This is a genomic window from Carboxylicivirga sediminis, assembly GCF_018156225.1.
GTDB classification, from domain to species: domain Bacteria; phylum Bacteroidota; class Bacteroidia; order Bacteroidales; family Marinilabiliaceae; genus Carboxylicivirga; species Carboxylicivirga sediminis.
Window position 1 is genome coordinate 39,690 of the sequence record NZ_JAGTAR010000013.1, and the last position, 15,119, is coordinate 54,808.

Below are 15,119 nucleotides of genomic sequence, written 5' to 3' on the forward strand. Positions count from 1 at the left end.
ATCCAGTTAAATGAAACACTTTCTATTATAACCTATAGAATATTCCAAATAGATACTATTAGTTCCAACCTGCGTTTTGATCTAAGTTTTCATTATTTATTAATTCCCATTCAGGTATTGGCCATAAATAATCACGTGGTGCAGTAAAAACACGATTTTCGAGTGGCACCACACCTACTGCGGGTTGATTCATTGTTGTTTCCAGTAATTTCCACCTATGGTAATCATAGTACAAAACACCTTCACCAACAAGCTCAATAATACGTTCGTTCCTTATAATTTCTCGGAAACTATCTTTAGTTAATCCTGATAAAGCAATTGGTGGAACAACGATATCTGAGCCATCATCGGCCGCTTTTTTACCTCCCCGCTCTCTTAGTTCATTAATAAGATCAACCAGTTCCTGAGATGGACCATTCAGTTCATTACTGGCCTCAACATAGTTTAAATATACTTCTCCTAACCTGAAGATTATATGATCAACATGGCTACGCTGTTCAGCCTCTTCACTTGGATCTATAAATTTACGGAAATTTAACCAAGTTCCTCCATTGATAAACATAGCTCCTTCATATTCTACATCTTTGGTCCAATCAAAAATAGATTGATTCAAGCGTGGATCTCTGTTTTCAAATGGTTTATCAGCATCGTAAATAGGACTGGAAGTAATAGGGACTCCGTTAATATCAGGATACCTTTCCACTAAAGCTATTGTAGGCGAAAAAATGTTCCAAGAAGCATGAAAACTAATTGGGCCTAACCACTGACCAAGAGAATGGTACTGTCCTTCCAGATCAGCATTGATACGCGCCAATATAATTTCTTCGCTACCATCCCCTTCGGGTCTAAACAACTCTGTATAATTATCATGAAGCGAATATCCTCCTTGATCCATAATCTGCTTAGCTAATTTGGCACTTTCATCTAGCATGGTGTTATCATTAGCAAGCGTCCCCTCATACAATAAAATCCTAGATTTCAATGCGATAGCTGCCCACTTATTAATCCGACCTTGCTCAGGAGTGAAATCGGAGGCTGATAATTCAGAGATAGTTTTATCTAACTCGGTTAAAACAAACTGCAACACTTCTGCCCTTGGACTCTGCGTAACTTTTCCTTCAGTAATAGCCAAAACCTTATCAACAATAGGTACATCTCCAAATTGATACAGTAACTTATAATGCGCCCAGGCCCTAATAAAGCGCCACTGACCATTATACTTGTCTAACTTCGACTCATCAAGTCCAGCTTTACCAACATTATCCAAAAACCAGTTCGCATTTCTGATGGAGCTATATGAACTTTGCCATAAACTATTAACCATGGATGCACCTGGATTTAGCGCACCTGTGGATATTTCGGCATTAGGACCAGACTGGCTAAACATAACTTCCGTCAGCGCATCCCATTGTAATTGTCCTACATTATCTAAATCGAAATGAGCAGCGTTAGCAGCTTGTATCACTTGCTCTTCTGATGTCCAAAACTGATCATCAAATATCGCGGTTACCGGAAGTTTGGTAATATCTTCCTCTGAACATCCCATCAATAAAACACTGAATAGGAATAAATTAAGATATATAATAAAATTCTTTTTCATAACTATTTTCATTAGAATTTAACATTTAAACCAATTACATACGTTTTAAGTGGCGGTATACCTAAACCTCCGGTTTCTGGATCGTGGCCAGGTCTGAAATTGGAAATAGTTAGCAAATTGGTTCCTGTAGCATAAATTCTTACACTACTTAGTATATTGTTATCAGGTATTGGCAGTGTATAACCAATCTGAATATTCTTAAGCCTTAAATAACTGGCATTAAATGCCCAGTAATCAGAATTTGTATAGAAATTTTGAAAATAAGTTTGCTGGGCATATAAAAGTGGTCTTGGATATGTACCATTGGTATTTGTTTCGCTCCATGCGTCATTAGCCTCTTCTGGTATCCAGGCGTAATTACCAAACAAGTCATTTGATTTATACTGATCAGCTCCAGCAACTCCTTGGAAAAATGCTAAAAAGTCAATGTTTTTCCAATCAGCCTGTAATCTTAATCCCCAAGTCACTTTTGGCAAAGTTTCTGCGATTTTCACGCGATCATTAAAGTCCAATATACCATCATTATTAATATCCTTATACTTTATATCACCAGCTGAAGTATTTGGATGAATTCCTGAACTTATTGAAGCCCTATACTCCTGAGCTTCTGCTTCTGTTGAGATAATTCCCTCACTCACATACCCATAAACTGAACCTAAAGGATCACCCACGCGTGTATCTCCCCACTCACTGAATGCATCGGTTAACTCAAGAATTTCGTTTTTATTGTAGGTTCCATTTAATGAAACACGATAATTAAAATCGCTAACATGCCCCTGGTGTGTTAATATCATTTCGACACCAGTATTCTGAACACTTCCTGCATTTACGGCTGGCCCGCTTCTATTGGTTCCTACGACACCTTGTACCGGACTTGCAAGCAGAATGTCATCGGTGACCTTTTTATATACATCTATCTCTCCGCTTAATAATCCATTCTTAAATGAAAACTCCATCCCTAAGTTAGATGTAGTAGTTGTTTCCCATTTTAGATCCCTGAAAGGAATACTTCCCTCTGAAGCTGTTGGTGCCACTATATCACCCATCCCAAAATAATAGGTATTAAAAGCTATAGCCGAAAAATAGCTACCATCAACAGCATTATTTCCACTTGTACCATATGAAGCCCTGATTCTCAGGTAATCGAAAAACTCACTATTAAAGAAGTTTTCTTCAGACAAAGCCCATTTACCTGATACGGCTGGAAAAAAACCATACCTCGTTTCTGGAGCGAATGTTGAAGAGCCATCATATCTGCCACTTACTTCTATAAAATACTTCGATGCATAATTGTAACTTATTCTACCAACACCTGACTGCAATGCGCTTTCTCCAAGGTTACTTGACAGGGCAGTAATATCATCATTATCACCTGAATTAGGTGCATCTAATTCTGTTAATAACTCATCAAATTGAAATGCTCTTCGTCCTCCTTTAAGAAATGATCTTTTATAGAACTGTACATCCCAGCCAGCAAGTGCACTAATTGAATGAGCACCAAAGGTCTTATCATAATTTAAGAAATTCTGAAAATTGAGTTGTCTGCTTGTTACATATTCCTTAGAAAGAGAATTCACATCAGAGAACCAGGCTGGTCCCTGACTATATGTTCTGCTATATATATATGAAGTATTGTTTGAATTTCCAAATACACCAGAATATCTACCAGTAAAACTTAAACCATCAATAATATCCCAGTTAATACTAGTATTAGCAGTAAATTCACTTCCTTCATAGTTTGATGATCCAGCCTGTAATTCCCAAACAGCATTCCAAAAGCCTCTAGGGTAAGCACCCGCCTGATTTAAATAAGCAAACCCACCGCCATCTTCTTCTGACTGATAAACAGGTAAAAATGGAGCGGTTGAGTTCATGTGTAGATAAATGTTATCTATTCCTCCATTTACACTTGGTGAAGTATTATCAATAATCGTGTAATTTAAATTGGCAGAGATTTTTAAACTATTAGTTACCTGTGTTGAAAGGTTTGAGCGTAGTGTATATTTATTCCGCTCAATGCCATTCATAATACCATCATCATTTTTATAACCCAACGAAAATAGATAAGATGTCTTGTCGTTGTTTCCTGATACACTTAAATAATGGCGATTGGAGCGTTCTGTCTTAAGCACCTCATCCTTCCAATTTGTATTAGCATAATAATGATCTGTGCCGCTTTCAAACAACTGAATCTCTTCTGGTGTAAACATTTCTGCTCCACCCGAGTTTAATGAAGCCTGATTCATTATCTTAGCTGAATTAACTGAGTTCATTGACTCTTGAGTGGATGTTAGCTTCCCCCAACTGGTATAAGTTTCATAATTAAAAACGGCCTTACCGTCCTTACTTTTACCCGATTTAGTAGTGATCAACACAACACCCGCTGCAGCACGCGCTCCGTATATTGAAGAAGCGGCTCCGTCTTTTAATACAGAAATACTTTCAATATCATTAGGATCAATATTATCCGAATTCTGAGGAATCCCGTCAACAATAAAGAGTGGTGAATTATTCCCAATTGTTGTCGCTCCCCTTACCTGGTAACTTAATCCTTGGTTATAACCGGCATCGCGCACATACAATCCGGGTAACTGTCCCTGAAGTGCAGAACCAATACTAGTTGTAGTGATATTACCCAATTCTTTAGAATTAATCTGCGTTACAGCAGCAGTTACATTCACCTTCTTTTGCGTTCCATATCCGACCACAATGACTTCATCCAATCCGGTAGCCTCTTCAACTAACACTACGTCAATTGCAGTTCTGTTGGCAACTTGTACGGTTTGCGTATCATACCCAATAAAAGAAAATGTAATAACAGATTCCCCTGAACTTAATTCAATAGTATATGAACCATCAATTCCAGTTATTACCCCATTAGTAGGATTACCTTCTTCAAACACATTTACACCAGGTATGGGATCTCCGTTGGGATCGGTCACAACCCCTCTAACAGTCACACTTCTTTGCTGAGCAGATTGTTCATTTATATTACGCGTAGATGCAAATAGAAGAATTTTATCGTCTATAATCTTAAAATCAAGATGTTGAGCCACCAACAGTTGTTTTAAAACATCTTCCATATTGGAGTTTTCTACTTGCATAGAAACAGTCTCTGATTCATCTACAACATCATGGTTATAAATGAAATTCACATTCGTCTGGCCTTCAATTTCCTTAAAAACCTGCTTAAGAGTCATTCCATTCGCCTTCAAGCTGACCTTTTGATTTTGGGCACTTGTGTTAGCCTGCAAAGGCAAAAGCATGGCAAACAATAACCAAATAGTTATCCGCATAATAATCCATGTTTTTTGAAAACCACTGGCATGTCGCAGCGTTCTCACTTTAGTCATTTTTTTCATACATTTGAACTGTTTTAATTAAACTTAAGGGTGAGGGGGCTTGTAAATGTTGGTCGCATTTTCCCCCTCATCTTATTCTTGCTTACTCATCACTATTGTATTATTTTGTATTTCAAATCTAAAAGGCTTTGTAACTGACAAAAATCCAAGTATTTCAAAAAGGGTTTCGTTCTTAAATCTACCGGAATACTTATAGCTATAAAGCTCCTCATCAAGAACTATTAGCTCAACCCCAAACTTTCGTTCTAATCTTGTAACAATCTCTTTTAGGGTGGCCTGTTCAAAGACCAGATATCCATCAACCCAGGACTTGTTATGGTCCGCTGCTTTTACAACTTCCATTTGCATATTCCCTTTATAAAGAATAGCTTTTTCATCGGGTTTCATCTCACAACTTTTCAAGTTCGAAAATGCCCCATTTAACCGAACACTACCTTCTTTTAAGTATGTTGTTATCATTTCATCTTCCTGATAAGCCGATAGAATAAATTCAGTGCCTAATACCTCCACCTGCAAATGGGAAGTTTCTACCCTAAACGGCCTGTTTATGTCTTTAGACACCTTAAAAGAACCTTCTCCAATCAGAACAACATCCCTGCTATCATTAGAAAACATTTCTGGGAAAAGGAGAATCGATGATGCATTCAAAATAACTTTACTGCTATCTGGCAGTATAATTTCCTTGGTCTCACCAATAGCTGTTGAGTACCTAATGGTATTAACTAGTGGAGAATCTTTCTGTAACAAATAAACCAAAGAAGTAGATAAAAGCACTAGGATTGATGCTGCCACCTTCAAAAACAAGTTTTGTCTTCTTTGCCATAGAATTGTCTTATCCTTCACATCAGAGAATACTCTATTATATATCCTATTGGTAGCATCGGGACTCACTGTTAAGTATCCACTATCCCAAAACCGTTTAACAACATCGTATTTCTTACCATGAGTTGTATCTTCTTTAATTAACTCATGTAATAAAGCACTTTCCTCAAGGGTGTTCTCCTTTATTAACTCTCTAGTAAAAAGTGGTATTATTTCTTTTTTCCTTTTCATCATTTACTGGTCTTCATTAATAAAGACCATATGAAAATCAAAAAAGCCTAGGTTGTATTCAAAAAAACTAGAAAATATTAAATAGCAACAATAACAACCTCATGCCTTCTCGGGTAGGATGTTTTTTAGTATTCCCCACTTGTTCAATTAATTTAGTAACGGCTGTTTTCAGATGATACTCAACTGTCTTCTCTGAAATATTAAGAACATTGGCAATTTCTTTTCGTTTAAACCCTTGCAATTTGGCCATAGAGAACACAAGTTTACATTTTGGGGGCAAACAGTCAATCGCCTCGTTAAGGGCATCTATCAACTCTGAATCAAATCCCTCTTCTTTAGGCACTTCTATACGATCAATATAATATGAAGGTAGTTCATCAAGTTTAATTTCGTTTTGTTTTTTTCGTTTGATGGCTGTTAAACAGCTATTGCGTACGGCAATAAAGAGATAATTCTTTAAATCCTCTATTTCAAGTAATTTCCCTCTATTTTTCCAAAGTTTCAGGAAAACATCACTGATAATTTCCTCTGCCACCTCACTACTATTAACGAATCCCCTTGCAAAGCTATATAAACCTGAATTATAGGTACTCATTAAATGTGCAAACTCCAGTTGGTCTCCTTGGCTAATACGTGCTATTGAGGCTTGGTTCATAGTATTAATTAATTCCTAATAACCTGTAGAACTCAAATATATGCTTTTAATTAAACACCAACCGTCTGTTTTGTCTAAAAAAACTGACAAAATTTAGTTTACCATCTAATGACATAAGTACCTGAATGCAATGAAAACCTCTATTTTATTTACAAGCTGATAGTTTTTAAAGCGCCTCCTTCCAATCGCGATTCCTCAGCCATAAAACCCATTAAGTGACTTTCCATTGATGCCTGAATTGTTGAAGTTAATCGTTCAGGATCGTTATGCGCAACTGCTCTGATAAAGTCATACATTAGCCAGTAATCACCTCCCCCATGACCATAAAAGGCTGCATTTTCATCAATACTTAAATTGGATGCATCCCATGTCCGTTTTTTTCCTGTAATAGCGCTGTAATGGACGAGTTCATCCATATCACCAAACATATCACCCATTGTGCCAAATATGCGGGTTCTTCTACGCCCATAATGCGTGTGCGCCTCCATAGAAAATGATAGAGTTATATCATCTTCAAATTCGAAATTACTTACCTGATGATCCACTACGTTATTATCACAATGGTAAACACATCGACCGTAAGGCCCTGTTCGAAGTTCATTTAATATAGTCTCGTCGCTTGCACTTTGTAAATCAAAATTAAAGTGCTGCCCCCAGGTGCGCGATTCCTTGTATATTTTAATTGCTGAAAACGGACAGTTACGTTCAACCATACAACCATCGGTACACCGTAATGTAGATCCTTTGGGTGCATTTTTCTCCTGAAAAAGTGATAACGAACCAAAGGATGACACCTTTTTACAAGACTTACCAATTAGCCAACGCAAAATATCTGTATCATGACAGGACTTGGAGAGAATCATTGGTGTTGATTTTTGAGAGTTTCCCCAATTACCTCTGACAAAAGAATGCGACATATGAATTCGCTGGACAGGCTCAAGGTGCTGCACACTCACAATATCTCCTATTTCACCAGAATCGATAATTTGTTTCATCTTTCTGAAATACGGCGTATATCTTAAAACATGACAGATAGCAACAATCGCCTTCTTTTTGACAGATAATTCTAAAATGTCATTACATTCTTCCCAGGTTTGGGCAATCGCTTTTTCCAAAAGCATATCATAGCCCTGGTTTAACCCTGCCATTGCCGGTCCATAATGCAGATGATCTGGTGTTGCTATAATTAAAGCATCTGCAAATTTAGCTTGCTCAAATACATGCTCCCAGGTCACAAACTGCTTGTCAGCCGGAATATTAAAAGCCTTTGCCACCCTTTCGCGACGATAAGTTATTGGTTCTGCAACACCAACAATTTTTATTTCATCACGATGCGAGGCAGCATACTGCCCATATGCTAACCACCCCCGACTTCCAGCTCCAATAATTACAGCAGTGATAGGTTTCTTTAACGCATCTTCTTTATTATTTCTTTCAGACAATAATCGCACACTCGCCTCTGCTGTTTCAGCATGTGCCAAGAGTGGCATTGAAATCGATGCCATCCCCAGTGTCTTAATCATATTTCGTCTATTCCAGTTTTTCATGATTATTGATTTTTCAACAACAAACCTTAGAAACAACAGAGTACAGAAGGAATCTCACCTATTTTCTCGTTCAATCTCTTCTAAAGTTTTATTGGTAGTTTCAAACAAGTATTTCTTAAAAAAGAAAAATCCGCTAAATGTCATAACTGAGAAAAAGGCAAAGCTATAGGCCACACCTTTTCCCTGTTCAAACATGCCTGTCACAACAGGAAACAGGAAAGTAATAACCCCGCTAACCATCCAATTGGAGAACGATCCTATAGCAACACCCCTTGACCGTATATTATTTGGAAAGACTTCGGCCAATAACACAAATACAACAGCTCCCATCGATGACGCAAAGAACGCAACATAAACGATTAGTACAATGATTAAAATCCAACTGCTGGTTTGCCCCATGAAAAAGGCCCACGAAAAAACACCTAAAGCAATAGCCATTCCTATAGTGCCATAATAAAGTAAAGTCTTTCTGCCAATTCGGTCGATAAACTTCATCGCCAGTAAGGTAAAGGTTAAATTAGTCAAACCCAGTATCACGGTTTGGCCAATAGCCGAATCAGTAGAAAACCCGGCAGCTCTAAATATATCAGTTGCATAATAAAATACGATTGCTACCCCCGTTAGTTGACTATACAACCCTATACAAATACCTATTAAGGTAAACCTCAGGTTTGGTTTTTTAAACAGTTTTTCTTGTTGTTGTTTCTTCTCTTCAGCAATTGTTTCTCTGATTTCCCTAATAATATTTTCTGATTCATCTAAAGGGTTCACTTCCTGAATGACAAGTTGTGCCTGCTCATAATTACCTTTCTGAACCAGCCATCGCGGACTTTTACCTACCTTAAATAACAATAGAAGAAATAACAGTGAAGGCACTGCCTCTGATACAAACATGTATCTCCAATTGTTTCCACCTGTATTAATAAGCAGATAATCAACAAAGAATGCCAATAAAATACCAACTACTAATGCAAGTTGAAATGTTATAATTAGACGTCCTCGGAAGGCAGCAGGAGCTATTTCTGAAATATACATTGGCGAAAGAACTGAAGCTGCACCTACTGCTAGTCCACCTATAAAACGAAATACAATAAAGCTGTTAATTTCTTGTGCCAGCCCGGTCCCAAGCGCTGAGATCAAAAATAGAACTGCAGCCATTTTTAACATCTGTCTCCGTCCAAATAGATCACCTGGCTTTCCAATGCTAATAGCCCCAACAATACAACCAACTAAAGCCGAGCTAACAGCCCATCCCGTCATGATGTCATTAAGTTCAAAATGAGCTTTAAAAAAAGGTAAAGCACCATTTATTACTGCTGTATCGAAGCCATATAGCAACCCTCCTATAGCTGCAACTAAAGTATAAAGAATCAGTTTTCCTTTCATTTTAAATTTGATAGTGCATGTTACTGCATATTAACATTGTTGCTACATTGCTAATCCAGGCAAATAAACTCAATCAAATTAATAAGTTATAGCCTGGATTAACATCTGCGCTTTCAGCTTTATTTTTTAGCAATTTAGTACTTCGCCATAAGCCTCACCTAATATGTCCCACACTTTACGAGGTTCAGGTGCTGATAGCAAAGTACCCTGACCAGCTCTGTATGTCCACGAAAATATAGAGTCGACTCCTTCTTCTGCATAAATTTTCACAATATCTTTTATTGTACTCAAATTTTCGGGTGAACGAAAGAAGGATTGTATCCAACGTTGCGAAGGCTTATTATTCTGCTTTGCAAGCGACACTGTCGTTTTGGCAATATTCCTATGAGCCATTAATGGATCGTTCCCATCCACCAAAATTGATGTTGAAAACACATCATAAGCCGGATTAAATGCAATCCTTTCCCAATCATCAAACCCCCTTGCATGTGTGCTGTAGAAATGGTTATCTGCCGGCAAGGAGCATTGAATAACCTTTAGAGAAGGGTTTATAGATTTAACGATACGACTACCTTCTGTCAGAATTTCATTTGCTTGATCAAAACGAAACTTCAAGACTGTTTTTGTTAATGTTTTAGGCATCTCATACCCATATTTATCCTTAAATATGCGCTGGGTGATTGGGTTTCTGCATGAAAAATCAGTCGTACTTTGGTAGCTAATCGGATAAACCGGCATGGCATAATGTGGCTCATCCCAAAAGAAACCATCAACATCACACGTTCTGGCCAAATCAGCCAAAATACCCCAGAAATATTCGCGAAATGCCGGCGAACTTGGCGAAGCTGCGGCTAATGGTTCTCCAGTTAGTGCCGACCATTGCCGATCATTGACATGACACTCCTGTAGAAATACAGATGGTGGTTCTCCCCCAAAAAACTTACCTATCCCCCAAGTATTTAAATACACTTTTAGCCCAACTTTTCTGGCCTCATCCACAATTAAAGGAATAGTCGGTTTCCAAAAAAACAAATCAAACTCAGTAAGTGCAAGAAGAACGGCGGTACAGTTGTGTGCCTTCATCTCCTGAAAGTCCTTTCGGGCATGTTCCGGATAGGAAATACCATAATAACTAACTCCTGTTTCTGTAACCATTGCTATTTAAATTAAAGAAATTTCACTCTTGAGTTATAACGCTCACGCATGGCCTTATTCTTTTCATCACCACCAGGTATGTTCGCACTTGACCAGACAGGTGGCTCAACCCCCCTTGCCACACATGTTTTCACACATTCCATTTCTAATCGGTGTGCTATATAAAAATCTATAGTACTGGAAATACCAGTTATTGGCTGTTCCAGACCTTCTACTTTAATAACAGTATCTCCAAAAGGCACATAGTTTTCAATGTAAATATCAACAACATCTGATAGGTGGTTTCCACTTTTATGCCTTATTGGAAAATCCTTTGGTATATTATTATCCCAATCTTTAGATGAAACACCAATAACGGTTGCACCTCTCCTTTTTGCTTCCATGGCACAATCTATGGTTGGTGGATTAAATCCATAACTATGAAAAACAATAACCAAATCGTTTTCCTTTACTCCATAATAATCAACTGTTCCATCACCAATTCCATGCATCCTTTCGTGATTCAAATACATGTAAGCTGGTGTTACTGGGTGAATGGCGAAATCAATCATCGGGCAGATATTAGCTAATCCTCCAGCTCTCCAAAACAATTCCTGCATAACTAATGCAGTATGTCCACCACCACCATAAATATAAATTAAACGGTCATTCTCTATCGCATCTGCCATCGCCGATGCTGCTTTTTTTAACAATTCACCTTGCTCCTGCTCAAATTTTGTTGCTAAAGCATTGAATGTTTCCAATAATCTTAAATCAGTTTTTGCTTCCATTTTCGTTTCATTTTTAAGTTGATTACTGTAAAAATATAGTTACTTTGATTAAATGTTATTCTAAAAAATACCATAGCACTAAATCAAACATGGCAACACTTGATACAAAATCAACCAGCGACCGAAAAATCATTAATCTCCTTGAACTTGGTTTTAAAAACGTACTGGTGTTGGGACATTATAACTATAAACGGGCTAAAGAAAACCTTGAGACCCATGTACACTCAGGCATCATTGAAATATGCTTTTTTGAGAAAGGCACACAGCACTATATAATAGGCCAAGATAATTACCATCTAAAAGGTGGAGATCTTCTAATTACGCACCCAAACGAACCTCATGGTACTAGTAGTTATCCGGAAGAAAAAGGTAGTTTATACTGGATGCTTATAAGAATTCCGGAGAAAAATGACAAACTATTAAACTTGTCACCATCAAATTCTCAAATTTTAATAGAGCGTTTGCTAAACGTTAAGTCCAGACATTTTAAATCTCTGCCTGGAATTAAGAATATATTGTCTAGTATTTTTCAGGCTTACGCTAAGACAGATGAGCCCCTTAAAATGGTGGAGATAAACAGCTATATACTTACCTTTCTATTGAAAGTAATTCATTCTGGTGAAGATCAGGAAAATGAACAGATGTCTGATGAAATTGTGTTTGTATGTGAATTTATCAAAGATCATATTGAAGAAGATTTTGAGCTTGAGAAGTTAGCTTCGATAATCCACCTCTCTTTATCACGCTTTAAACATCGGTTTAAAGAAGAAAGCGGTGTTCCGCCTAAAGAATTTATCCTGAGGCAGAAAATTGAAAAAGCAAAACAACTTCTATTAACTTATCGGATGCCCATAAATGAAATTGCATTTACCCTTGGTTTTACATCTTCATCCTACTTTGCGACTGTTTTTAAACGGTTTACCAGGCAAACTCCAACTGAGTATATGAACAGTTATCACCAAAGATCTATTCAATAATTAACAGAAGTTCACTTGTTCGTTATGAAATATCTTTGCAGAACAACAAACTGGCTGTTTTGAAGAAAGGTGACAAGTTGTGTCAATCATTAACCTCAAATGAATACACATTTCCTCCAAAATCTGAAATAATAAAACCTTTATCAAAAGACGCAACAGGAGCAAGTATCGGAGCTCCTAGTTCAAACTTTTGAATTACCGTCCCATCAATAGGATTAACCCGGTATAAACAGCCATCTGAGGCTCCAAAAAATATTTCCCCATTAATTAGTTCAGGAGCAGATTCAACTGTCTGGCTCTTAGGAGAAGAGTATGGTGCAGTGTAAAATAAAGCCTCTCCGGTATTAATGTGCCATACTTCATCACCTCGCTGAATATCATATGCCACTATACCATCACCCGATGTGCCAAATATTATAAGCCCATTGTACACTATTGGTTTTGTTGCTACCTGCAAATCATATGGTGTTTCAACATATTGATAAAGCTCTCCTGTATATACATTAAATAATCCAATTCCTTTTTGAGAACAAACATAGAGCGTATCATTATGACAAGTTGCTGAGCTACTTCTAAAGCGAAACCCATTATCGCTCATTTTCCATAGTAAGTTTCCGTTTGATATATCATGAATGTACAATGCGTTCCAGTTTGAACCAGTTATTAAAACATCATTAACTACAGTCATAGTTGCCGTATTTCCTTCACCACCTGACCATGCCTTGTTTTGCCAAATAACACTTCCTGAATTTATATCAATCGCCTTTAAATAATTACCAAATCCGGTATAATAAATATCGTCTTTAACTACACTACCTGTTACAAAAGCACCAAGACTACTTTGTCCTAAACTGGTTTCCCACAATAATTGTCCATCGTTGGCATTTAAAGCATACACATTTCCAAAGTGGTCTGTTAAAAGAACCATTTCTTTTGAGTAGCAAAAACTGTTTTTTATTGATCCTTTGGTTTTGTATGTCCACAGTTTATCTCCAGTAGCTATATCCAAAGCGTGAATACCACATTTTTCCATCGCGAAATCGTCTATTGTTGCAACAAACACTTTACTATTACCCACAACCGCTTTTGCCATCCAGGTGTTTGCATTTAGGTTCGATAACCACTTTATTGACAACCCTTCCTTTTCATTTGAGAAATTGCCTTTTTGTATAATGTTTTTTCCATCATCAAAGGCAACTTCAACCTGCACTTCTGTACTTTCACTCAACTCAAACCAGTCTGGAATAACCACACTCCAATTCCAATCACTATTCTGTTGGAAATCCAAAGTAATCTGGCTTCCTTTTGGATTTATGAACAAGCCTTTAACTATCTGAACTTGAGCAGATGTATGATAAGTATTCACAGAAACAAGATTGCGTTGTCTATCTACATTATAGGGGAGAGCTGATTCTGAGGTAGTTATTGCCAACTGACGTTCAACATAAGTATACCGAGGCGTAATTTTCACTTCACCTTCATTTGTTATATTGAATACCAAAAAATTAGATGGAGAATGATCGATCCCTCCCTTATCTGGAGTTGACGCACAAACACTTACTGGCCCATCACCTCCATGCTTCTTGTAAAAATTAATATGCCAATGACCATACACCCATGCTTTTAGGTTGTGTTCATTCAAATCTACATACTTTTTGTTTCTTCCTTTAATATGAAATTTTTCATCATAAGTTAGTAAGTCGTGATTAAATACTACCAGATTTTTCTCTGGCGATACGTGTTCTAAGTCATTTATTAACCACTCATATAACTGATTTAGAGTATATGATGGCTTAACATCTCCATTCGCCATTGGAGTAACTATAAAATGTGTATTACCTGCATCAAATGAATAATAAACAGGTCCAAATAGAGTTTCAAACAACTGCTCGCCATATTCACCCTTAACCAAGTCATGATTACCTATACAATAATAAACAGGCACTCCCATTGTATGAGAGTTAACATTTTCAGCATGAAAATTTAAGCCGTCCTCATAACAGATATCACCTGTGTGGATAATAAAACCAACATCGTAATTAGTCGAATAATCTTTCACATCCTTTATCCACTTTTTATGCTCATGAGTTTCGGTATCGGCCAACTGTATAAATTTTGAACTATTCAATGTTCTCTTATATGGCTTTAGAGCAAAATCATAGGAAGCATCCTTACTTCCTATCGGGATATAATGCTTTCCTGCTGCTTTGTAGCCAGCTGGTACCGTAATAAAAATAAACCGGGTTACTTGAGCACCTGGTAAGATAAAATTACCACCTGCATCAGTTTTAACAACATGTAATCCGTCCGATACACATACCCCTTCAACTCCTTTGTCACCAGTATCAAATTGTGCATTTTCATTATTATCCAAAAACACACATCCATTATATGAAGCCTTTAATGTTATTCCACAAAATATGAATATACCCAGTAATATTAGTTTACTAACAGCCACAGTTTTAATCTTAGTTAATAATTGTCTAGTATAGTAATTGAAAATTCCACAAAAATCAATGATTTTCAGAATCACGTATGAAGCCCTCTGATGGTGTTAGAGTATTAGAGCAGTTATTCTAATAACAATGCAGGAATCCTCTGGAATAGGATTCCT

The 15,119-nt window shown here is 37.2% G+C and carries 10 protein-coding genes; 1 reads left to right on the forward strand and 9 read right to left on the reverse strand.

Annotated features, from left to right (window positions below; genetic code table 11):
* Positions 1-58 precede the first annotated feature (58 nt).
* The 8 genes from KDU71_RS09880 to KDU71_RS09915 all read right to left on the reverse strand — a co-directional run bounded on the left by KDU71_RS09880 (position 59) and on the right by KDU71_RS09915 (position 11,528).
* Positions 59-1,612, reverse strand: a complete 1,554-nt coding sequence (locus KDU71_RS09880; protein WP_212190302.1) for a RagB/SusD family nutrient uptake outer membrane protein — start codon at positions 1,610-1,612, stop codon at positions 59-61.
* A complete protein-coding gene (locus KDU71_RS09885; protein WP_212190304.1) occupies positions 1,612-4,962 on the reverse strand; it encodes a TonB-dependent receptor in 3,351 nt (1,116 codons plus the stop codon). The genes KDU71_RS09880 and KDU71_RS09885 overlap by 1 nt, the downstream gene beginning before the upstream one ends.
* Positions 4,963-5,034: 72 nt before the next feature.
* Entirely contained in the window at positions 5,035-6,018 is a 984-nt protein-coding gene (locus KDU71_RS09890; RefSeq protein ID WP_212190306.1) for a FecR family protein, read from the reverse strand.
* Between the two features lie 64 nt (positions 6,019-6,082).
* Entirely contained in the window at positions 6,083-6,670 is a 588-nt protein-coding gene (locus KDU71_RS09895) for an RNA polymerase sigma factor (protein WP_212190308.1), read from the reverse strand.
* 149 nt (positions 6,671-6,819) lie between these two features.
* The gene (locus KDU71_RS09900; RefSeq protein WP_212190310.1) at positions 6,820-8,217 is read right to left on the reverse strand and encodes a Gfo/Idh/MocA family protein; all 1,398 of its coding nucleotides are present in this window, start codon (positions 8,215-8,217) and stop codon (positions 6,820-6,822) included.
* A 54-nt stretch (positions 8,218-8,271) separates the two neighbouring features.
* The gene (locus KDU71_RS09905; RefSeq protein ID WP_212190312.1) at positions 8,272-9,603 is read right to left on the reverse strand and encodes a sugar porter family MFS transporter; all 1,332 of its coding nucleotides are present in this window, start codon (positions 9,601-9,603) and stop codon (positions 8,272-8,274) included.
* A 126-nt stretch (positions 9,604-9,729) separates the two neighbouring features.
* Positions 9,730-10,758, reverse strand: coding sequence for a glycoside hydrolase family 10 protein (locus KDU71_RS09910; protein WP_212190314.1), 1,029 nt, complete (start codon positions 10,756-10,758; stop codon positions 9,730-9,732).
* An 11-nt stretch (positions 10,759-10,769) separates the two neighbouring features.
* Positions 10,770-11,528 (reverse strand): sugar isomerase domain-containing protein, encoded by a 759-nt coding sequence (locus tag KDU71_RS09915; RefSeq protein ID WP_212190316.1) that lies wholly within the window; start codon positions 11,526-11,528, stop codon positions 10,770-10,772.
* Positions 11,529-11,617: 89 nt separating this feature from the next.
* On the opposite strand from KDU71_RS09915, the gene KDU71_RS09920 reads away from it, so the two are divergent.
* On the forward strand, positions 11,618-12,505 hold the full coding sequence (locus KDU71_RS09920) for an AraC family transcriptional regulator (protein ID WP_212190318.1): 888 nt from the start codon (positions 11,618-11,620) through the stop codon (positions 12,503-12,505).
* Between the two features lie 82 nt (positions 12,506-12,587).
* Here KDU71_RS09920 and KDU71_RS09925 read toward each other — a convergent pair whose 3' ends face one another.
* A complete protein-coding gene (locus tag KDU71_RS09925) occupies positions 12,588-15,038 on the reverse strand; it encodes an outer membrane protein assembly factor BamB family protein (RefSeq protein ID WP_212190320.1) in 2,451 nt (816 codons plus the stop codon).
* Between the last annotated feature and the right edge of the window lie 81 nt (positions 15,039-15,119).

Coding starts and splice junctions, on each gene's coding strand:
- KDU71_RS09890 (WP_212190306.1), bottom strand. CDS start 6,018: ATGATGAAAAGGAAAAAAGAAATAATACCACTTTTTACTAGAGAGTTA.
- KDU71_RS09910 (WP_212190314.1), bottom strand. CDS start 10,758: ATGGTTACAGAAACAGGAGTTAGTTATTATGGTATTTCCTATCCGGAA.
- KDU71_RS09900 (WP_212190310.1), bottom strand. CDS start 8,217: ATGAAAAACTGGAATAGACGAAATATGATTAAGACACTGGGGATGGCA.
- KDU71_RS09895 (WP_212190308.1), bottom strand. CDS start 6,670: ATGAACCAAGCCTCAATAGCACGTATTAGCCAAGGAGACCAACTGGAG.
- KDU71_RS09920 (WP_212190318.1), top strand. CDS start 11,618: ATGGCAACACTTGATACAAAATCAACCAGCGACCGAAAAATCATTAAT.
- KDU71_RS09915 (WP_212190316.1), bottom strand. CDS start 11,528: ATGGAAGCAAAAACTGATTTAAGATTATTGGAAACATTCAATGCTTTA.
- KDU71_RS09905 (WP_212190312.1), bottom strand. CDS start 9,603: ATGAAAGGAAAACTGATTCTTTATACTTTAGTTGCAGCTATAGGAGGG.
- KDU71_RS09880 (WP_212190302.1), bottom strand. CDS start 1,612: ATGAAAATAGTTATGAAAAAGAATTTTATTATATATCTTAATTTATTC.
- KDU71_RS09885 (WP_212190304.1), bottom strand. CDS start 4,962: ATGAAAAAAATGACTAAAGTGAGAACGCTGCGACATGCCAGTGGTTTT.